The sequence below is a fragment of the Pseudomonas sp. genome, from assembly GCF_028293835.1.
Classification (GTDB): Bacteria; Pseudomonadota; Gammaproteobacteria; order Pseudomonadales; family Pseudomonadaceae; genus Aquipseudomonas.
In genome coordinates, this window is the sequence record NZ_JAQGNX010000027.1 from 1 (window position 1) to 21100 (window position 21100).

Below are 21100 nucleotides of genomic sequence, written 5' to 3' on the forward strand. Positions count from 1 at the left end.
CGCCGCCAAAAATGTCGTGAACAAGAAATTCCAGGGAACGACCTTTGATGAGGTTGGCGCGGCGTCGATGGAAGTAGCGCCTGACATGCAATTTATTCCAGTGCATCAGGGGCGCACCTTGGCCTGCGCTGGTGCACGTCGAGTGAACGACGACAAAATGTTCCTGCGTATTCAACACCAGGTGCTGCCGAACCTGAGCTTGCACGCCTATACCTCTGAAGATGGCTCGGCGAAAAAACTGTTCAGTCGCTTCCATATCATCCGCTGGACCGTTCCGGTGGATGATGAAAACAGCAAAATGATTGGCTGGCGGGTGATGGGTCCGGGAATTGATACCCGTGGCGTGTGCGACAAGAACATGGTCGGCTATGAAACCATCGATTTTCTGGAAGGGCAGGTCGCCATGCGCAGGCCCGAGCGCTTTGGCAACTATAAGCTTGAGGACTTGCCGCCCATCCCGACTAATCACCGCGAACGCGCCATTTACAAAGACGCCCAATACGCCCCTGGTGATTACGAGGCCATCATCAGCCAGCGGCCGATTGCCGTTCATGCGCTGGAAAATCCAACCAAGTTCGATGCGGGTGTTTATGCGTTTCGCAAGATGCTGCGCGACGGCGTCCGAGGCACAAACCCTCAGACCTCCGCCCAGGGTTTTGCCCAGTGGTTGCGCGACTTGAATGGCGAACCGAATAGCTATTGCACAGGCAACGTGTTCAACCTGCCTAGAGCGGAAAGCGTTGAACAGGAAGTTGCCAACAGACGACGTCTGGCCAAAGAGGCGGTTGCGATCCTGACGCAAGCCGACACGCTCAAAGGCGCCGAACGCAAGGCCTTCGTCGAAGCTCGGTTCGAGCAGCTTGAGCAAAGCTTTAAACAGCCAGGTTTTTAAAAGAATAATAACGAAGAGTGCCCGGCTCCTGCGGGCACTCTATAACGCGACGAGGTTCAATCCATGAACTCGATAGTACAAAACGCGACCGCGACGTTAAGCCTGTTAGTCAGACAAATTACCTTTCAAGCCCAGGGCATAAATTCTTATGAACTGGTTGACCCTCTGGGTAAGGAATTGCCCGCGTTCACCGCAGGCGCGCATCTGGATTTGCATTTAGCAAATGGGTTAGTCCGGCAGTACTCGCTCAGTAATGCTCCCACCGATCGATACCGTTACGTCATCGGCGTACTGCGGGATCCAAATGGATCAGGCGGTTCCGCAGCAGTCCACCAACTGACTGTTGGTGAAGGTGTGAAGGTCAGCGCACCAAGGAACAATTTCGAGCTTGCAGAGGACGCTCGTAAAGTCATTCTGTTGGCCGGCGGCATTGGTGTCACGCCGATGAAAGCCATGCTCCATGAGCTGGAATTGTCCGCGACGGATTACGAGCTTCACTACTGCTGCAAAGGGCCTGAGTTCGCTGCATTCAAAGACGAGTTCGAACAGCGGGGAAGTGCAGGTAATGTGCACTTGCATTTCGACGGTGGCGATCCGCGTAACGGCTTGAACATCACGGCCCTGCTTGAACAGACGCAAGACGGCTGCCACGTCTACTACTGCGGCCCAGGCGGTTTCATGGAAGCGTGCCGGAATGCGGCAGCCCACTGGCCTGCGGGCACTGTACATTTCGAGCATTTCAAAGCGCCGGCTCCGATCAGCGCTCCTGTCAGCGCTGATGGTGTCGAGGGCTTCACTGCGCAGATCGCAAGCACTGGTCAACAACTGTTTGTCGCATTTGACCAGAGCCTGGCTCAAGTGCTTCAAGACGCAGGCTTGCCTGTGGAGACCTCTTGCCAGTCGGGGTTGTGTGGAACGTGCAAGGTTCGCTATCTCTGCGGGGAAGTCGATCATCAGGATTACATTCTCGACGAGAGTGAGAAGTCTGAATACCTGACCGTATGCGTTTCCAGGGCGAAAGGAGGTGTATTGGTTCTGGATTTGTAAGCGATATTTGCCGTTGCAACTACGGAGCAGTCGAGTCTGCTGTTAAAGTTGGCAGCTTCAACGGTATCAAGCCGGGTGAGGCGAGCATTGAACGAACGACGTCAATTCAGCGGATGCATGAAAGGTAAAAACCTTCGTTATCTGGATGAGAAGTCAACAGTGCCTACCCGGCAGGCTCGGGCCGGATTCCTGCTGCTTGAACATTTCTCGTTGCCTGCATTCACTCAGGTATTGGACACGATCGTTACCGCAAATCTTTTACGCCCAGAACTATTCGCTACACAAACCTTCGGCTTGGATGACGACGAAGTGGTAAGTGACTTGGGCTTGGTCATTCGCCCCGATATGCGTATCGGACTTGAAGCGATAAAAGATCTGGATTTGCTCGTCGTGTGCGGCGGTTATCGGACAGAGCTAAAAACCAATCAGGAATTGACCAGCATTCTTCGGGCCGCAGCGGAGATTGGCATCGTGCTGGGCGGTTTATGGAACGGGGCCTGGTTTTTAGGCAGCGCTGGTTTACTGGATGGTTACCGTTGCGCGATTCATCCGGAGCATCGTCCTGCACTGGCAGAAATATCCAAAGTGAGCAAAGTGACCAGTGAGCCATTTATCATGGACCGCGACCGACTCACGGCTTCCAGCCCGGCGGGAGCCTTCCATATGGCGTTGGAATGGATCAAAGCACTGCACGATAAAGCGCTGGTAGAAGGGATCGAGGACATCCTTTCATTTGAGGAGTCTCGTTACCGGCGTATCAAGGCATCGCCGAACATATCGGTAAGCGCGCCGTTACGGGAAGTCGTCAAGCTCATGGACGCCAACCTCGAAGAGCCTCTGGAACTGGATCAATTAGCAGCCTATGCCGGCCGGTCCCGCAGGCAAGTTGAGCGCTTATTCAGAGAGCAGCTGGAGACCACGCCGCAACGTTATTACCTGGAGCTGCGGATCACCGAAGCGCGTCGATTGCTGCAGCACACAGAGCTGTCCCAAGTAGAGATACTGGTCGCCTGCGGGTTTGTTTCGCCCAGTCATTTCAGCAAATGCTACAACTCCTACTTCGGGTATCGGCCTTCTAAAGAAACGCGGTTGGTGAAGTGACGGTCGCCATGCACTACCGGATGCTGGCTGATGACGAGTACTGTATTTATGTCCTCGTACCTGATAAATATGCTTTCGAAGACTACAGTTGATACTCGGTGTAATTAATTATGAGTCGCCACTTTGATGACATTCAGCTCGGTAGCATCGAGCTCTTTTGTCTTGCCTCGGAAAACGGCAGTTTTACTGCAGCAGCCCATGTCGCTGGCGTCACACCCGCCGCAGTGAGCCGCTCAATTTTCCGTCTCGAGGAGCGGCTGGGATCAAGACTATTTGTGCGAACCACTCGTAGCATTCGTCTGACTGAACCTGGTCGTGTTTTTTATGAGCAGTGCAGACAAGCTCTGACCCAACTGATGGAAGCGCAGCAAGAGGTCATGGGCTCTCAAACCAAGCCTTCGGGGCGTCTTCGCATCAGTCTTCCGACCACCTATGGGCATCACCGAATCTTGCCCCTTCTGCCTAAGTTTCGAGAGCTTTATCCAGACGTCACTGTGGATATACACCTGGGGAACAGAAACATTGATTTTGTCGCTGAAGGCTACGACTTGGCGATCCGAGTACGGACCCAGCCAGACTCAGCAATGATTGCTCGATTGCTTGAAGATGCGAAACTGGTGGTAGTGGCTACACCTGATTACCTCAGCCGGGCAGGCATTCCAGAAAGCCTGAATGACTTAAGCGCTCACGAGTGTATTCAATTCGAACTGCCCAGCAGCGGTAAGCGTATCTCATGGCTATTCGACGTCGATGGTAAGGAACGGGAGATCTTCGCTGATGGGGGGTATTGCTGTTCGGACGATGTTTTAGGCGGCGTTACCCTGGCCAAACATGGCGCAGGCCTCTTCCAGACTTACAAGTTTATTGTTGAGAGCGAGTTGGCCAATGGGAGTCTGGTGGAGGTACTTCAACCCTACAGTGGCCGCTCCAGGCCTTATACCCTGCTGTATCCCCATGGCCGATACATACCTCAGCGTGTCCGGGCTTTCGTCGAATTTTTGCTGCAATATCGTACCCAGTGGGCCGGTACCTGAACTCAGAGGCTAGCCATGCAGGCGGGTTCGGCGCAGATAAAGGGTCGGTAACACCATCGCCTATTTTAAGGACATGTCAGGTTAAGCCCGCACTGCTGAATACAGCGCCCTGACCAGATCAGATTGGGTAATGATGCCCACCAGCCGTCGCTCGGCATCAATGATGGGGATATGGCGGTGATCGTTCTCCGAAAAAACCGGTACCAATTCGGTCAACAAGCGATCAGCGCTTGCGACTCGGACCGTGCGAGTCATGATCTGTGCAACGACGCCAGCCGGTGGCTTGCTTCGTGTCTGCCGCAGCAATGCCCGCAAGTGCCAGCCCACTCCCTCGTGAGCATCCAGATCGATCTGTTTCATGAAGTCAGCAACAGTCACGATACCCAGCAGGTGTCGCTGGCTGTCGACGACGGGCAGAGCCTTGACCTTGTGCCGACGCAACAGCGCCCAAGCCTCGCGCAGTGGCATTTCCTGGCGCGCTACAACAGGCGTCCTACTCATTACGTCCGCGCAGCGGATCTCGCCCATCTTGCGCTGATAAGCGGAAGCTTCGGCTCGCTCCAACAGCGCCTGAAGGTCGTCACGGCTGACGTCCAGGATCTGGTTGTAATGCGCCAGCGCGCCGTCCAGATCTGCGGCAGTGAATCGGCTGGCGACCGAAGTAGCCCTTGGCTGCTGGACATGGGGCCAGGGACGACGAGTGAGGTTGTTGTAAACCACGCCCGCTGCCACCAGCAGGAGTGAATCGATCATCACCGGGCTAAAGGCGTAAGCGAACTGATCACAGCCGGCAACCACCATTAGCAATGCTGCGGCGCCTCCGGGAGGATGCAAGCAGCGCAGCGTCAACATGAAGGCAATCGAAAGGCTTACCGCCAGGCCGGCAGCGAGCGTGGCATCCGGAACCCACTTGGCGCAGGCAATGCCGGCCAGTGCCGACAGCGTATTGCCGCCAACAACTGACCACGGCTGCGCCAGAGGGCTGGACGGCAATGCAAAAACCAGCACGGCACTCGCACCGATGGGTGCGACAATCGCCAGAGCAAGCAGGCTGTGCTGCATAGCGAACGACCCGTGCAGCCACAGCGAAGCGACCGTGGCTACCAGCAAGACACCGAAAGCCGCGCCGCAACTGGCACGCCATTTTTCACGACTATCGATGGCGAGAGGGGCGGGCCATAGCGAGCGCACGCGCGCGGCGAAAGAACGGTTGGCTGGTGGTTTGGACGTGGAAGGCATGTTCAGGTCAACTGTTAGTCATTTGATAATGTTTGGGACTGTCGCTAACGCAGATCGATGCAGAAACCCACTGGCGGAGACTGCAGGCGATGTGCCACGCAGCGTTGGAGCTGACTTTCTCACAAAATAAACGCTGTTCCAAGTTGTGCGGCGCTAGCACCCAGCTCCATTACTGCATTGATCCCAGCACCGTCCATGATGCCGCCAGCTGCAATGACTGGAAGCCGGCATTGGGTGCAAAGCAGTCGCACCAAAGCCAAAGTTCCTATCTCGCTGTCGCGCTGAGGATCGAATAGGCCGCGATGCCCCCCGCTTCATATCCTTGTCCATTCTTGTCAGTACAGTCCTGTCGATCATGACGTTTTCCACAGCGATCTATCTGATTGACGGGGGACTTGCTGCCTAGTCGCGGCGATCTCTTACTAATCCTTCCTTCTCGTACTTCTTTGCCCAGGTATTCACATATGGCAGCGTGTGCTTGCAGTTAATGCAGTCGTACGTCCAGAAATCCACCAGCACCACTTTACCGCGCAACGACTCGCTGGTCAGGGGAGGCGAGTTCATACAACGGGATACATAGCAACTGGTTTTCGCATACAGATGTATCCCGCACCGGTTAGATACACTGCAATACAAAGCCTGCAGCCAAGCGCAAAATGGCTCATTAGAATGGCCGCAGACTATCTATTACAGAGGCTCAGCGAATGGAACACGTCGACCATATCTTGATCGTGGACGATGATCGCGAGATCAGAGAGCTGGTAGGCAACTACCTCAAGAAGAACGGCATGCGCACCACCGTGATTGCCGACGGGCGTCAGATGCGAGCATTCCTGGACACCACCCCTGTGGATCTGATCGTGCTCGACATCATGATGCCGGGCGACGATGGCTTGTTGCTGTGTCGTGAGCTGCGGGTTGGCAAACATAAAGCCACGCCAATTCTGATGCTCACCGCACGCAATGACGAAACCGACCGTATTATCGGCCTTGAGATGGGCGCCGACGATTACCTTACCAAGCCATTTGCCGCCCGTGAGTTGTTGGCGCGCATTAACGCCGTGCTCAGGCGCACACGCATGCTGCCGCCGAATCTGGTGGTGACGGAAACCGGTCGACTGCTGGGTTTCGGTCGGTGGAAGCTGGACACCTCGGCCCGCCACCTACTGGACCAGGACGGCACTATCGTCACCGTGAGTGGTGCTGAATACCGACTGCTGCGCGTGTTCCTTGACCATCCGCAACGCGTATTAAACCGCGATCAATTGCTGAATCTGACTCAAGGCCGCGATGCCGATCTGTTTGATCGGTCCATCGATTTGTTGGTCAGTCGTCTACGTCAACGCCTACAGGATGACGCACGCGAACCCGCCTATATCAAGACGATGCGCAGCGAGGGTTACGTTTTTTCATACCCTGTGGAAATTTTGGATGCGCAACCATGAACTTCCCCCTGCGCTGGCCGCGCACCTTGGCGTCGCAGCTGTCGCTGATTTTTCTGGCGAGCCTGGTCCTCGCCCATGGGCTGTCGTTCAGTCTGCAGTTCTACGAACGCTATGAAAGCGCAAAATCGACAATGTTGAGCAATCTGGAAAGCGACGTCGCGACGTCGATTGCCATACTCGATCGCCTGCCCCCCGCCGAGCGCGAAGCCTGGTTGCCGCGCCTTGAGCGTCAGAATTATCGCTACCTGCTGGGATCAGGCGAATCCGGCACACCCCTGCACTTCAATAACATGCCCATCGCTGCACGCTCTATCGACGATGCAATTGGCCAGGATTACACCGTGACGTATACCGATGTGCCTGGCCCGAAAAAGCATTTCCAGGGTCACTTGAAACTTACCGACGGCACGCCGGTAATCATTGATGTTTTTCCCAGTGCCATTCCCTATGCCCTGTGGTTGCCAGTGGTGTTATTGCTGCAACTTGGTTTGTTGATCGGTTGCACGTGGCTCGCCGTGAGAATGGCCATCCGCCCATTAACTCGCTTGGCCCAGGCCGTGGAAACGCTGGACCCGAATGTCCATACCACGCATCTGGATGTAAGCGGCCCAACCGAAGTAGCCTTCGCGGCGGTTGCCTTCAATTCGATGCAAGACCGAATTGCCGCCTACCTGAAAGAGCGGATGCAAATCCTTGGCGCCATCTCCCATGATTTGCAGACGCCCCTCACGCGCATGAAGCTGCGGGTCGAGTTCATGGACGACTCCACTGAGAAAGACAAACTCTGGAATGATTTGGATGAAATGGAACATCTGGTACGCGAAGGCGTAGCCTATGCACGCAGCGTTCATGGTACGACCGAGACCAGCCACCGTATTGACCTGGATTCATTTCTCGACAGTTTGGTCTTCGATTATCAAGACATGGGTAAACAGGTAGAACTCGAGGGTAAAAACGCCGCGGTGGTCAACACCCGGCCTCATGCTCTGCGTCGGGTACTGGTCAACCTGGTGGACAACGCGCTGAACTTTGCCGGCGCGGCCGAAATAGTGGTGGGGTCGGAAACCGAATGCCAGCTGTCGATCAAGGTACTGGATCGCGGTCCGGGCATTGCCGAGGCCGAACTAGCGCAAGTCATGCAACCGTTTTACAGAGTCGAAAACTCACGCAACCGCGACACCGGCGGCACGGGCTTGGGATTGGCGATTGCGCAACAACTGGCGTTGGCGATTGGCGGCTCGCTGACCCTCAGCAATCGCAATGGCGGTGGGCTTTGCGCGGAGTTGAAACTGAGCGCGCTCGTGCGCGCTTAGACTTGCTGACAACGCGCTCATATCGAGTGACAAGCTGCGCCCTGACGCATACAAAACAACGCACCAGGCTTTACCGCGGATCGCCTTTGTGGCGATTCCCCGAAGCGTTGTATCTCGCCTGTGTCGTGATTTCGCCTGGAGTGCGGCCCCATGTATCCGCGGGCGGTTATATACATTGCAATACATAACCTCGCGTTTGTTCGGCAAAGTGATTTGAAACTTCCTGGGCGGTGGGAGTAGTTCAGGGTCCGCATCTGCAAGTTCAGCGGATCACGCGCCAAAGGGCATCGACTGATTCATTACACCGCGTCACAAATGATGTTCCCGGCGCCTCATTTATTCATTGGAAGCAACATTCTAAAGTCTATCTCACTAGCCGCCTCATCATGCCGATGTGGCGCAAACAGGAGACTTCCCATGCCCTTTATCACCGTCCGTATCACCCGCGATGGCGTCACCAAGGAACAAAAATCTCAGGTCATCGCCGAAATGACCAAAACCATGGAAACCGTGCTCAACAAAGATCCGCACCTCACTCATATCGTCATCGAAGAGGTCGATACCGATAACTGGGGCTATGCTGGAATCACCACCACCGAGTACCGCGCAAACCTGACGGAGTCCAAAAAGTGACTCTCCCGGTCAGAATCGACTTTGTGTCGGACGTCGTATGCCCTTGGTGTGCGCTTGGCGCTATAGCGCTAGAGCAGGCTATTGCAAATCTTGCCGGCGAAGTCGCCGTTGAGCTGACGTTCAAGCCCTTCGAACTGAACCCGGACATGCCGGCCGAGGGTGAACACGCGGTCAGGCACATGATGCGCAAATACGGCCGCAGTGCCGAAGAAGTCGCTTCCCGCAATGAAATGGTGATTGCCCGTGGCAAGGTTATCGGCCTTCAGTTCGATCTGGAGAAGCGCAGTCATTTTTACAACACCTTCGATGCCCATCGCCTTCTGCTCTGGACGGCCGGGGAAGGCCGCCAGGTCGCACTGAAGAAAATCCTACTCAAGGCCTATTTCACCGACGGCCAGAACCCCAGCGACCACGAAACGCTGGTACGCCTGGCCGGTGAAGCAAAACTTTCAACCACCCGCGCCCGCGAAATATTGGCTACCGGGGAGTTCGCTAACGAAGTCCGTGAGCTTGAAAGCTTTTACCTTGAACGCGGGATCAACTCGGTCCCTGCCATGGTGCTGAACGGTCGTGAACTGGTTTCCGGATCGCAATCAGTCAAGGAATACGAACAAATTATCAGGCAAATGGCGCGAGAGTCCGCGACAGCCTGATAACCCAACCTACCGATTGAAAACAATTGTATTAATCACTGAGGCATTATCATGAGCAATTCAAAAAAAGTCGTTGTAGTCACTGGCGCATCCCAAGGTCTAGGCGCAGGTATTGTCGAGGGGTTCCGTAAACTCGGCTACCAGGTGGTTGCGACTTCTCGTTCCATCAAACCGTCAACCGATCCGGACATTCTGACCGTAGCAGGTGACATTGCGGATCCGGCCACCGCTGAAAAAATCATCCGCGAAGGCTTAGCGCGTTTCGGCCGGATTGACACTCTGGTGAATAACGCAGGGATTTTTTTAGCCAAGCCTTTCACCGCTTATACACTTGAAGAATACGTAAACACCGTAGCCACCAACATGGGCAGCTTCTTCCATATGTCGCAAGCGGCCATTGCCCAGATGGAAAAACAAGGTGACGGCGGCCACGTGGTCAGCATCACTACGACGCTGGTCGATCACGCCATCGATGGCGTGCCTTCGGTGCTGGCATCGCTGACCAAGGGTGGCATGAACGCAGCTACCAAATCCTTGGCGATCGAATACGCCAAGCGCGGTATCCGCGTTAACGCCGTGTCTCCTGGCATCATCAAAACTCCAATGCACAGTGAAGAAACTCACGCAGCACTGGGTAGCCTGCACCCTGTCGGCCACATGGGCGACGTGGAAGACATCGTCGGGGCGGTTCTGTACCTGGACAGCGCCAAGTTTGTAACTGGCGAAATCCTGCACGTCGACGGCGGCCAAAGCGCCGGTCACTGATTTAAAACGTTTCACGTTCCCAGCATGTGCGTGGCGTTTGGAAACAGTTCAAGCGAACTGCACTTCCATCGTCGTTCGTATTCTTCGTAAGGAGTGCATCATGGATAAGAATATCGACAAATTGTTGTACATCGCCAAAGTCCATACTGCCGGTGGCGCGACGGCACTGCGCAGAGCGCGGACAAGCGCCTGGACATCGGTCCTCAATACCCGGTTATGTGACTTCACATTCTAAATATCCGAGATGGCAGGTGTTACGTTGGACGTTATCGATCTCAAGGTTGTTGAAGCCGTCGCGCGACACGGCAGCATGAACAAGGCGGCGGTTGAGCTTAATACGGTGCAGTCGAATGTCTCGTCGAGAATTCGCGCCTTGGAGGATCAACTGGGCGTACCGCTATTCCAGCGCAGTGCCAAAGGCGTTCAGCTCACGCCTGCCGGAAGACGACTGCTGCCATATGCCGCCAGGCTGTCCAGACTTCTTTCAGATGCATCAGCCGCTGCTCGTGACGACGGCAAACCGAGCGGCCTGATGGAAATCGGTACGTTGGAAACGACCCTGGCTTTGCGTCTGCCGCTTCTGATTGCGCGCTTTGCCAAGGCGTATCCCGATGTCCGGCCCTTGGTCCGTACTGGCACAACGAGCAGTCTGATCCGTGATGTCATTGACTGTAAGCTTGAAGGTGCCTTCGCTGCGGGGCCGGTCACTCATCCCGAACTGCAGACCGAAACCGTTTTCCACGAAGAACTGGTATTAGTAACGTCTCCTGCGGTTCGAACCGTGGATGCCATTTCCGGGATTTTACATTTGAAGACGGTGGTGTTTCGCGCCGGCTGTTCTTATCGTCAAAGGCTAGATTCTTTTCTGGCAAGCCAGGGACTGTTAGCGCAGGAACCTTTGGAGTTCGGCTCCATAGAAGCCATCATCGCCTGCGTGTCTGCTGGCGTTGGCGTGACGTTGCTACCAAGGGGCGTTGTGGTGAACGCACGGCAGTCAGGTTTGATCTGCGTTCACGAAATCCCCGCCGCTTTCTCCCATGTTGAAACCGTATTCGTAAGACGCATTGACGGCCACCTCTCAAGCGCGTTGGCGACTTTTCTGGAAAGCGTGCACAGGGAGAGTGGCATTCGATCGACGGCTGTGAGGGAGATTGCGTGAGCAGAACGGGGCGAAATAGAGAGTCATTACATCAGCTCGGTTTAAAACACGCTGCAGTTATGTTGACCACGAAGCCCAATGCGATTGCGCCGGCTCCGATCAGGAACAGCAATGCGTAATTCGCGCCGCTGCTAGAGAACAGATACGAGAAACCGTAGGCTCCCATGGCTTGCGTCAGGGCAAAGCCGACAGTCGCCGTACGCCATGCGCCGGCCTGTTGCGCGGGGTGATGGGCGAGCAGTTCATGTACACGCCCCAACACCAGCGGGACGGTGCCTGTCACGAAAGCCCCTACCACGACACTTGATGCCATGAGCCAAGGCGCGCTGACGCCAAGCGCCGGGACACACACACTGACCCCGTCGAGAACAAGCGACAGCCGCAACGCAGTACCGAAGCCGACCCTATCAGCAAGCACACCGGCAAGCAGTGGCCCCAGGGTTGCACCGATTCCGAAGAGCACCCAGTACTCAGACCCGGCCTCCAGTCCCTGACCCATCCCGTGGGCCACGAACGCAACGAGGAAAATCATATGCGGCACCCACCCCACTGCGTTGAGCGCGTATTCAACGTACAACGCCAAAAGAGTGGTGTTTCGGGATTTGCGCGGATGCCCGGCCGCGTTTATTGGCTTGATACCCTGGCTGGGCCAACCGCTCCAGGCGATCGCTGTGAACAACAGAGAGATCAGTCCCAGACCTAGCCAGGTCTGTTTCAAACCCAGTTGCAGCAGCAGCGGCACCAGCGTCCCCGAGGCTGCCACGCCTACACCTACGCCCGAGAAAATGATCCCGCCCGCCATGCCTCTTTTGGGCGCGGGCACGTGCGCCAATACGGCAGGTGCTGCGAGCACCATCAGCGCGCCTCCCGCTATTCCCGAAAGCAGGCGCCAGACAAAGAACCACAGATAGGAGACCGGAAACGCACACGCGAGAAAGGCAACGCTTGCCAGTAACATCATGGATCTGAGGGCAAAAACAGTGGAGGTTTTCTGTACGAACCACCGTCCGGATAACGCACCGAGCAAGTAGCCCGCAAGGTTCGCGGCTCCCAGGTACGTTGCTTTGGAGGGGTCAAACCACCCTGCGTCAATGATGGCTGGCAACAGAGGCGTATAGGCAAACCGCGCTAATCCAATTCCCACCAGGCTCGCTGAAAACCCTGCAGTTATGCCCCATCTGTTGCTGCGTGGCTGGTTGTGAAATTTAGCTACATCGACAGATGTCTGAGACTTTTCCATCTTCTTCGCCTGCTGATTTCAGATAGAGCGACTCTACACAGCCGAGAGATATCTCAAGTAACGAAAAAAAAAGATCGCAGCTATCTGTAAAAGCGCTAGCTCACGTTTGGCAGGTGGTCCTGTACATCGACGCAGCCGTAACTCGACCTAGGTTAAGACGATCAGTTCGAAGTTTACGTCGGATTGGAGCTCGCTGACGTTATATCGGTCCCTACCGCTTGCGACAGCGGAACGAAAAGAGACTCGTTATTCAAACGAGCCTTTTTACTGAAGTGCCTGTGTCAGACCTCAAAGATGATCCGCATCAATCACGGCCTTGGCGAACGCGTTAGGGTCTTCCTGCGGCAGGTTGTGGCCGATCCCGCCATTGACCAATCTGAACTCGTATTTGCCGGTAAAGTGTTTGGCGTAATCCTCTGGAGCAGGGTGTGGCGCACCGTTGGCGTCGCCTTCAAGGGTTATGGTCGGTACGTTAATTGAAGGTGCAGTGGCCAATTTCTGCTCTAGCGCCTCGTATTGCGGCTCGCCTTTGATCAAGCCCAGTCGCCAGCGGTAGTTGAATACGGTGATGTCGACGTGGTCGGAGTTGTCCAGCGCTTTGGCACTGCGGTCGAAGGTAGCATCATCGAACGTCCATTTCGGCGAAGCGAGCTGCCAGATTAACTTGGCGAAATCATGGGTGTTTTTCTCGTACCCGGCACGACCGCGATCGGTGGCAAAGTAAAACTGATACCACCACTGCAATTCGGCCTTGGGTGGCAGTGGGTTCTTACCGGCCGCTTGGTTGCCGATCAGGTAGCCGCTGACCGAGACCAAAGCCTTGACCCGTTCTGGCCACAATGCTGAGACGATATCGGCCGAACGTGCGCCCCAGTCATAACCACCGAGCACCGCCTGCTTGATCTTCAATGCATCCATGAAGTCGATGACATCACTCGCCAGTGCGGTTGGCTGTCCATTCCTGACGGTCTTCTCGGAAAGAAAATGCGTGTCGCCGTAACCCCGCGCATAAGGCATCAGCACCCTATAGCCTTTGGCTGCCAGCAAGGGCGCGACCTCGTCATAGCTGTGAATGTCGTAGGGCCAGCCGTGAAGGAGAATCACGGCCGGACCGTCGGAGGGGCCAGTTTCTGCATATGCCACGCTCAACAGTCCGGCCTTGACATGCTTCAACGGGCCAAAGGGAGACAACGCTGCATAAGTGCTGCTGGCACTTGTCGCATCGGGCAGTGCGGTCGAGCTTGTTTGCGCATGGGCTGCACTTAATGCGCCGATCAAGGTACACGCGAGGATCGACGAACCGACAATGTGGCGCCGAGCTTTGGCGGTTCTGCTGCTCTGTTTTGCCATCTTCATGGGTAGTGTCCGTTGCAACCATTGGCCGGGGGATCTGGCTGATCCCCTTTAAACCTTCCCTGCATTTGAGCGCGAACTCGTATCTGGTATGTGTCGAAGATTAGCCGTCGTTAAAGCGCATGTATCTAGAGTTCGGTTAGACACGCTGTGATACAAACGCAATTCGACTGTGGCGTCGGTCTCAACGAACACCGCGACGCCCCGAGGTCGTGCCAGGAGTTGAGTACCTTGCCAGGACTGCATCCGGCGCAAAGCGGGACAGTCCAGACATTAGCTTTGGTCGACCCGCTGCCCCAGACCAGTTCTGTCGAAAAAGTCAGCCGTGGTATTTGAGGCCGGATCGGTTCAGTTCTCAGTTCGCAACGCGGGCCGGGTAATCGACGTAACCTTCAGCGCCACCGCCGTAGAAAGTCGCACGGTCATATTTATTCAGCTCGGCCTCGGCTGTAATACGTTCGACGAGGTCTGGGTTGGCGATGTACATACGGCCAAATGCAACAGCACTGGCATGGCCTTTGGCGAGTGTCTCACCGGCGCCTTGCAAGGTATAACCGCCCGCTGAAATGAATGCACCTTCAAAGACAGGGCGAAACTGTTCGGCGTTATTGATGACGTTATGCAGTAAGTCGTCATGCATGCCGATCTCGGAGGCCCGTGCCTCGGTCATGTGCAGGTAAGCCAGATGCCGTGTGTTGAGCTGCGCGATGACATGGTTGAAGAGCGCTTTAGGGTCGCTATCGCTCATGCCGTTGTAAGTGCTGGATGGCGAAAGACGCACACCAACTTTGTCTGAGCCGATGACTGAACTGACCGCATCGACTACTTCCAACAGCAGGCGAGTACGGTTTGTAATGGAGCCACCATAGCCATCGGTGCGCAGGTTAGTTCCATCTTGCAGAAAGCCATCGAGCAAGTAACCGTTAGCGCCATGTATCTCGACGCCGTCGAAACCGGCTTCCAGCGCATTTTCAGTGGCTTGAACGAACAGCGCAACGATGCCGCTGAGTGCTTCAAGGGCCAAAACCTCTGGAGTTTCGTAGGTAACGGATTCGTAACGTGGGCTGTAGGTACCGCCCGGTGCTGCCAATGCCGATGGGGCGACTGGTAGTACGCCGCCTGTCAACGATGAATGCGACGCACGTCCGGCATGCACAATCTGAATTACGATGCGGCCACCGCGAGCATGAACAGCGTCGGTTACTTTGCGCCAGGCAACGATTTGCTCTTGGGTGAAGATCCCCGGCATGTTCGGTACACCAACGCTGTCGGCGGTGATGCTGGTGGCTTCTGTAATGATCAAACCGGCACTGGCGCGCTGGGTGTAGTACTCAATGTTCAGATCGCTTGGAACGCCGTCGGCGGACGAGCGCATCCGGGTCAGGGGCGCCATAATGATGCTGTTTGGCAACTCGATACTGCCCAGTTTCAGCGGGCTCAACAGGGTGCGGTTAGTAGTGGTCATTACAAATCCTCGGTCACTTGCAGGGCTGCTGATGCAGCGGCGATGAGTGACTTTAGAGACGAAGAGGGCGCGGATAAATACCGAAATCGCGCCCACATTGTTCCTGTGGGTGAACAATGGCGCGGCTTTATCAGTGCTCGGCGAATACCTCAATGATCCAGTCTATAAATACACGGACGCGGTGCGTGAGGTGCCGATTGGGTGGGTAAACAAGATGAAAGGGGTAAGGCGCCGGTTGCCACTCCTGCAAGATAGGCAAGAGCTGGCCTGTCTGCAAAAACGGGCGGAGCTTCCATTCAAAGCTGTACAGAATCCCCATCCCCGCTAATCCCGCCGCCAAATGGGCGTTGCTGTCATTTACGGTGACGATCGAATCGCCGTTGACCTGGATCTTTTCCTGATTTTTCTCGAAGTTGAAAGGGTTCGCTCTGCCGGTGCTGCCCGACTGGTAATTGACTAGAAAATGCCGGTTGTTCAACTCTGCGGGGTGACTGGGCGTGCCATAACGATCCAGATACGAAGGCGTTGCCGCAGTCATCCAGTTGGAATGCCCCAGCGGCCGACCGACCATGGAAAGGTCCGTCAACAATCCCCCACGAATGGCACAATCGGCGTTTTCTCGCATCAAGTGGCCAGTCCGGTCAGAGACGTTCATCTCCACTTGTATATCGGGATAGCGCCCATGGAAATCCGGCAGCTTCGGTATAACTACGCAGCTAGCCATCCACGCGCTGATGTCGACCTGGACGATGCCGTGAGGGCGCACTCGATCGATATCAAATCCGCTGTCCATGTCATCCAGCTCTCGCAACCAGCGAGTCGTTCGTTCGTAATACGCAGTGCCCTCGGTGGTGACTTGAACACTGCGGGTGGTTCTTTTGAGCAGTTTTATCCGTAGATGGGATTCCAGTTCGCTGATCAGTTTACTGGCAGTGGCCTTGGGCATGCCCAGTGAGTCTGCTGCCTTGGTAAAGCCGCCAAGCTCGACCACTCGAACGAACACTCGTATTGCGCTTAGCTGGTCCATCTTTTCTCACTTGCCTGGAGCGGATCATAGAGAACGTGACATTTTCAGCATTAGCCGCAAAGGCTCGCGCCGCTGAGGTATGCCACAGCATGATCGTTCTGACGGGCCATCAGCAAGGGTCGTCTGATTCGCTCCCGTAGTGTGCGGGTTTTTACTGGCTTGAGAGCGGATCCTTGCGCACACCGAAGCAACTAAAATCGCGCCAGGCTCCGTTGTACTGCTGGAAATTTATATAAGTAAAGATCGGTGTTTAATTGTAACAATACATTTTTTTAAAAAAATAGTTTGCAAATTATTTCTTGTCTAGTGCGCGCGTATAGAATGTACAAAGGCTCTAAACCAAGCCTTGCAAGATGAAAATAAAAACTCGGACACCACTAGATAGAAACAGTTCTGTCACAAACCCTCGTAATAATGGCCCCAGTTTTTCACCCCCTCGGTCCCTCAGCAATACTAATACCGCTTCGGTCGTTAGTCGTTTGAATGACTCTTGAGCTTTGCTCTGTTACGGAGATTTATATGCGTTTTGCTTCCACTAAAACTGCGACAGCCTTGTACGGTGGCCTGCTGTTGGCTATCAGCATTCCTGCCAGTGCCGCAGTCGACGCCAAGTTGCTCGAAATGCTAAAGGCCAATGGGTCGATCTCTTCAGCCCAGTACGCTGAACTCCAGACCGAACTGTCCAAAGACCAGCAGGCTCAGCAACTGGCGCAGCAGCAGACGACTGCGCAGATCGCCGCTGTTCAAACTAAATCAGCCGACCTGAGCGCGTTCGAGCAAAAAGTTGCGTGGGCGGCGAAGACTCAGTTCAAGGGCGACGTGCGGGTGCGTCAGGAGACCATCAAAATCGATGGTCAGACCAACAGCCAGGACAAGGACCGCCAGCGTATTCGTGCTCGCTTGGGCGCCTATACCGAAATCAATCCCCAAGTAAGCACGGGCATCCGTATCGCCACCGGCGGCAGTAACGACGCCCGTTCGACCAACCAGGACCTGGACGGCTACTTCGTCAAGAAGGACCTGTGGCTGGATCAGGGCTACATCGACTACCACCCAACGGCGATTCAGAACTTGCACCTCATCGGCGGCAAGATGAGCCAGCCGTGGGTCAGCATGGGTGACATGATCTGGGACAGCGACATCAATCCGGAAGGTCTGGCCGCGACCTATAGCGTCCCAGTCAGCAAGGACTTCGAGCTGTTCGGCAGCGCCGGTAACTATACGCTCAAGGACAACATCGACGGTGACGGTACGCAGTTCAAGAATGACCTGCGTTTGAACGCCGGCCAGTTGGGTGCTCGCTTCACGCCGATCGACGCTCTGAAAGTCACTCTGGGCGGCAGCGTTTATCAATACCAAAACGACAAAGACAGCGCAGCCTTGTCGGTCAATGGTAACAACACCGACCGATTCCGTTTGCTTGAAGGCTTCGGCCAGGTAGACATCAAAGGCCTGGCCGTTCCGCTGTCGGTGTATGGCCAGTACGTAGTCAACAACGCCACTGACAGTGATGAAGACACGGGTTGGCTGACCGGCGTGAAGACCAAAGTGTTTGGTTTTGGGCTGGACTACAACTATCGCGACACTCAGCGTAACGCTGTAGTCGGCGCCTTCACCGACTCCGATTTCGCCAACGGCACCACCGGCTCGCGCGGTCACAAGCTGAAGGTGAGCTACGACATCGACAAGAACTTCGCGGTCGGCGCAACTTACTTCCTGACCAAGGCCGACTACGCTGTCGCCTCTCAGAAAGATGCGGACGCCAACACCCTGCAACTGGATGTAGAAGCAAAGTTCTAACTGTTTAAGCTGTAATCACTCCCCGCTGTTTTGGCGTTGGTGGACCGACCCCTTTCATCCGTCGGTTCATCAACGCCTCCTTTGTGTTCCCGCCTGTCTGACATCCCGCAACTCGATATCCAACACGCACGCTTCCACCCCGTCGTTGACGCCGCACGCTCGCGCGAATGAGTTCACTCCCTCAGCGGATCAAGGCAGCGGCGCGGCAGGTGAAATGAACCCATGTTCTCTCATGGCCAGCCAGAACTCGTCAGGCACCGTAGCGTGAAAAGCTTCAACGTCTTCTGCAATCCTTGAAGGACGGCTCGCACCAGGGATCACCGCTGCAACCAAAGGGTTGGCTAACGCGAACTGTAAACCTGCTGCCTTGATGTTCACGTGATGGCGGGCAGCCAGTTCGGTGATCAGCCTGACTTTTTCAAGCATTTGCGCTGACGCTTCGGAATATTCAAAGTGCTTGCCTCCGACCAACACGCCAGAGCTATAAGGGCCACCAACAACGAATTCGGCGTTAGCGAGTTTGGCTTTTTCAAACAGGCGCTGAAGGGGAAGGGCGTGGTCCAGAAGTGTGTAGCGGCCGGCCAGGAGAAAACCGTCAGGCTGGGCTTCGGTCAGGTCGAGGGCGATTTCGCACGGCTCAACGCGGTTGACCCCCAAGCCCCATGCCTTGATGACGCCTTCGTCTTTCAGGCGATTCAGCGCCTTGAATGCGCCTTTGCGAGCGATGTTGAAATGCTCGACCCATTCGTCACCGTGAGCGTCCTGGGCAACGTCATGGACAAATACGATATCAATCCGGTCTGTTCCGAGACGTTGAAGGCTGCTTTCTATCGAGCGAAAGGTGGCGTCTGCCGAATAATCGGTTTCGATCTTGTTTGACAGCCCATGGCTGAACGGACCGGATCGGGCTGAGTCGTCGGTCTCTTTGGAGATAAGTCGCCCGACTTTTGTGCTGAGGGTGTATTGGTTGCGGTCGATACCGGCCAATGCTTTGCCCAAGCGCAGTTCAGAAAGGCCCGCACCGTAAACAGGAGCCGTATCGAAGTAGCGAATACCTTGATCCCACGCAGCTTGTACCGTGGCCGCAGCCTCTTCCTCGGTGATAGCACGGAACATATTGCCCAAGGGCGCTGCGCCGAAACCGAGCTTTCCCTGGATTTTATCGTTGAGACTCATTGAACTGCCCTCATAAGGTTAAGTGGTTTCAATACGGCTAAAAAACACTCCAAGTTGAATTGACTATCGCGCCGGCTATGGTTTTTTTCAACGCTTTTATTTTAAAAGCCACATTGACCCGCTGCACGCCGTGCCTCATATTTCCCTACCTATAGGTAAACGAACTATTGAGGATTCTCTGGATGCTTTCTCCCGTTTTGGCGGCATCATTGGCGCGCCGTGAAATCCATTACAGCTGGGTCGTTGCCGCTGTCACGTTTTTGACCATGTTAGTCATGGCAGGTGCGGTGGGTGCGCCAGGCGTTTTTATCGTCCCGCTGCAAAAAGAGTTTGGCTGGAACCTCTCCGAGATTTCTTCGGCGCTTGCCATCAGGTTCGTCTTGTTTGGATTAATGGGACCGTTCGCCGCGGTGTTCATGAACTATTTTGGTATGCGCAAGGTGATGGTGACGGCGCTGATCATCGTCATGAGCGGGTTGATCGCGTCGCTGTTTATGACCCAGTTTTGGCAGTTGGTGATGCTGTGGGGCGTTGTGGTCGGACTTGGCACAGGCCTGACCGCCATGGTCTTGGGTGCCACGGTGGCGACCCGTTGGTTTTCCGCTCGCCGCGGGCTGATCATCGGCCTGCTGGCGGCCAGTTCTGCAACCGGCCAACTGATTTTTCTGCCGTTGCTCGCCAGTTTGACTGAGCATTACGGGTGGAGAACTGCGCTGGGATTCATCTGCTGCGCCTTGGCCTTTGCCATGCTCGCGGTGATTATGCTGATGCGTGATCGGCCGGCTGACCTGGGATTACCGTTATACGGGGACGCCGAGATCGTCGACGCTCCGGTGGTCAAAGGCAGTTTGCTTTCTATGCTGGCCACACCGTTATTGGTCCTGCGTGACGTGTCGACATCGGGAACATTCTGGATTTTATTCGCCACTTTTTTCATCTGCGGCGCCAGCACCAGCGGCCTTATCCAGACTCACTTCATTACCATGTGCGGTGATTTTGGGCTGGTTGCCACCAGTGCGGCCGGGATTTTGGCGCTGATGGGTTTCTTTGATTTCTTCGGGACGGTGGGTTCCGGTTGGTTGTCTGACCGCTACGACAATCGCTGGCTTTTGTTCTGGTATTACAGCCTTCGCGGCGTGTCATTGATGCTTCTGCCGTATACCGACTTTACCGTGTTCGGCCTGTCTATCTTCGCCGTACTCTATGGTCTGGACTGGATCGCCACCGTGCCACCCACCATCAAACTCACCGCTGCCAAATTTGGTCCCGAGCGGGCCAACGTGGTCTTCGGCTGGATATTCGCGGGTCACCAGATAGGCAGCGCGTTCGCGGCGTATGGGGCCGGGCTGATGCGAACGGTATTGGCCAGCTACATCCCCTCATTTTTCATTGCCGGATTGCTGTGTATTGTCGCCGGGCTAGTAGCGTTGCTGATTATTACGCCACTAAGGGCAACGAAAACCGCTTAACGCAGCCGTCCATTTTTCAAGCCGATTCATCGACCCGCTGATCATCGAGCGGCGCACCGCTTTGCGCGTGCGCCTTACGCGCCCCCTGATTCCGGGCTCGAAGATCTGCCCATAGAGGCGGTCGATCAGTCCATTGGTACAAGCGATTGGACTGCGGCAATTCGACTCAGTTAGCTTGCTCATCAATTCAGTCGATGAACTGATAGTGCCCGCCGCAGCCTCGTCGGCCGGGCCATAGCTTCAGCAATATTTTCCTGCCGACACACATGGGACCTGCCGTCTTGTTCAA

Annotated in this window: 18 protein-coding genes and 3 pseudogenes; 13 read left to right on the forward strand and 8 right to left on the reverse strand. The window is 55.3% G+C overall.

The annotated features are described in order from the left end of the window. The 4 genes and pseudogenes from JWR17_RS03660 to JWR17_RS03675 all read left to right on the forward strand — a co-directional run. Window positions 1–892 (forward strand): annotated as a pseudogene (locus JWR17_RS03660) ((2Fe-2S)-binding protein); the annotation flags it as partial. A gap of 63 nt (window positions 893–955) precedes the next feature. After that, on the forward strand, window positions 956–1939 hold the full coding sequence (locus JWR17_RS03665; protein ID WP_299828413.1) for a PDR/VanB family oxidoreductase: 984 nt from the start codon (window positions 956–958) through the stop codon (window positions 1937–1939). A gap of 87 nt (window positions 1940–2026) precedes the next feature. Continuing rightward, on the forward strand, window positions 2027–3040 hold the full coding sequence (locus JWR17_RS03670) for a GlxA family transcriptional regulator (protein ID WP_299828415.1): 1014 nt from the start codon (window positions 2027–2029) through the stop codon (window positions 3038–3040). A 110-nt stretch (window positions 3041–3150) separates the two neighbouring features. Continuing rightward, the gene (locus JWR17_RS03675) at window positions 3151–4074 is read left to right on the forward strand and encodes a LysR family transcriptional regulator (protein ID WP_299828418.1); all 924 of its coding nucleotides are present in this window, start codon (window positions 3151–3153) and stop codon (window positions 4072–4074) included. 81 nt (window positions 4075–4155) lie between these two features. Here JWR17_RS03675 and JWR17_RS03680 read toward each other — a convergent pair whose 3' ends face one another. The 3 genes and pseudogenes from JWR17_RS03680 to JWR17_RS03690 form a co-directional block, all read right to left on the reverse strand. Continuing rightward, a complete protein-coding gene (locus tag JWR17_RS03680) occupies window positions 4156–5313 on the reverse strand; it encodes an HPP family protein (RefSeq protein WP_299828420.1) in 1158 nt (385 codons plus the stop codon). A 122-nt stretch (window positions 5314–5435) separates the two neighbouring features. Then, window positions 5436–5633: pseudogene (locus JWR17_RS03685) on the reverse strand (nitronate monooxygenase); the annotation flags it as partial. A gap of 100 nt (window positions 5634–5733) precedes the next feature. Further along, a pseudogene (locus JWR17_RS03690) lies at window positions 5734–5877 on the reverse strand (cytochrome c biogenesis protein DipZ); the annotation flags it as partial. A gap of 140 nt (window positions 5878–6017) precedes the next feature. On the opposite strand from JWR17_RS03690, the gene JWR17_RS03695 reads away from it, so the two are divergent. From JWR17_RS03695 to JWR17_RS03725, 7 genes are all read left to right on the forward strand, one after another. Next, window positions 6018–6758, forward strand: a complete 741-nt coding sequence (locus JWR17_RS03695; RefSeq protein WP_299828422.1) for a response regulator — start codon at window positions 6018–6020, stop codon at window positions 6756–6758. Continuing rightward, window positions 6755–8071 carry a HAMP domain-containing sensor histidine kinase gene (locus tag JWR17_RS03700; RefSeq protein ID WP_299828424.1) on the forward strand — a complete coding sequence of 439 codons (1317 nt, stop codon included), beginning with the start codon at window positions 6755–6757 and terminating at the stop codon, window positions 8069–8071. The genes JWR17_RS03695 and JWR17_RS03700 overlap by 4 nt, the downstream gene beginning before the upstream one ends. A gap of 417 nt (window positions 8072–8488) precedes the next feature. Continuing rightward, window positions 8489–8704: a 4-oxalocrotonate tautomerase family protein gene (locus JWR17_RS03705; protein WP_299828426.1), complete on the forward strand. Its 216-nt coding sequence runs from the start codon at window positions 8489–8491 to the stop codon at window positions 8702–8704. Beyond that, window positions 8701–9357, forward strand: coding sequence for a DsbA family oxidoreductase (locus tag JWR17_RS03710; RefSeq protein WP_299828428.1), 657 nt, complete (start codon window positions 8701–8703; stop codon window positions 9355–9357). Before JWR17_RS03705 ends, JWR17_RS03710 begins: the two co-directional genes overlap by 4 nt. 51 nt (window positions 9358–9408) lie before the next feature. Next, complete coding sequence (locus JWR17_RS03715; protein ID WP_299828430.1) at window positions 9409–10122, forward strand: SDR family oxidoreductase; 714 nt, start codon at window positions 9409–9411, stop codon at window positions 10120–10122. 100 nt (window positions 10123–10222) lie between these two features. Next, on the forward strand, window positions 10223–10357 hold the full coding sequence (locus JWR17_RS03720) for a hypothetical protein (protein ID WP_299828432.1): 135 nt from the start codon (window positions 10223–10225) through the stop codon (window positions 10355–10357). A gap of 24 nt (window positions 10358–10381) precedes the next feature. Then, window positions 10382–11281 carry a LysR substrate-binding domain-containing protein gene (locus tag JWR17_RS03725; RefSeq protein WP_299828434.1) on the forward strand — a complete coding sequence of 300 codons (900 nt, stop codon included), beginning with the start codon at window positions 10382–10384 and terminating at the stop codon, window positions 11279–11281. 31 nt (window positions 11282–11312) lie between these two features. On the opposite strand, the gene JWR17_RS03730 is transcribed toward JWR17_RS03725, so the two are convergent. The 4 genes from JWR17_RS03730 to JWR17_RS03745 all read right to left on the reverse strand — a co-directional run bounded on the left by JWR17_RS03730 (window position 11313) and on the right by JWR17_RS03745 (window position 16366). Next, window positions 11313–12521, reverse strand: a complete 1209-nt coding sequence (locus JWR17_RS03730) for a YbfB/YjiJ family MFS transporter (protein ID WP_299828436.1) — start codon at window positions 12519–12521, stop codon at window positions 11313–11315. Window positions 12522–12809: 288 nt separating this feature from the next. Beyond that, a complete protein-coding gene (locus JWR17_RS03735; RefSeq protein ID WP_299828438.1) occupies window positions 12810–13877 on the reverse strand; it encodes an alpha/beta hydrolase in 1068 nt (355 codons plus the stop codon). 352 nt (window positions 13878–14229) lie between these two features. Beyond that, window positions 14230–15339 carry an alkene reductase gene (locus tag JWR17_RS03740; protein ID WP_299828440.1) on the reverse strand — a complete coding sequence of 370 codons (1110 nt, stop codon included), beginning with the start codon at window positions 15337–15339 and terminating at the stop codon, window positions 14230–14232. A gap of 130 nt (window positions 15340–15469) precedes the next feature. Continuing rightward, window positions 15470–16366 carry a LysR family transcriptional regulator gene (locus tag JWR17_RS03745; RefSeq protein ID WP_299828442.1) on the reverse strand — a complete coding sequence of 299 codons (897 nt, stop codon included), beginning with the start codon at window positions 16364–16366 and terminating at the stop codon, window positions 15470–15472. A 519-nt stretch (window positions 16367–16885) separates the two neighbouring features. Here JWR17_RS03745 and JWR17_RS03750 point away from each other — a divergent pair. After that, the gene (locus tag JWR17_RS03750) at window positions 16886–18166 is read left to right on the forward strand and encodes a putative porin (RefSeq protein WP_299828444.1); all 1281 of its coding nucleotides are present in this window, start codon (window positions 16886–16888) and stop codon (window positions 18164–18166) included. Window positions 18167–18355: 189 nt separating this feature from the next. On the opposite strand, the gene JWR17_RS03755 is transcribed toward JWR17_RS03750, so the two are convergent. After that, complete coding sequence (locus JWR17_RS03755; protein ID WP_299828445.1) at window positions 18356–19342, reverse strand: aldo/keto reductase; 987 nt, start codon at window positions 19340–19342, stop codon at window positions 18356–18358. Window positions 19343–19524: 182 nt separating this feature from the next. On the opposite strand from JWR17_RS03755, the gene JWR17_RS03760 reads away from it, so the two are divergent. Next, window positions 19525–20811 carry an MFS transporter gene (locus tag JWR17_RS03760; RefSeq protein WP_299828447.1) on the forward strand — a complete coding sequence of 429 codons (1287 nt, stop codon included), beginning with the start codon at window positions 19525–19527 and terminating at the stop codon, window positions 20809–20811. The last annotated feature ends 289 nt before the right edge of the window (window positions 20812–21100 follow it).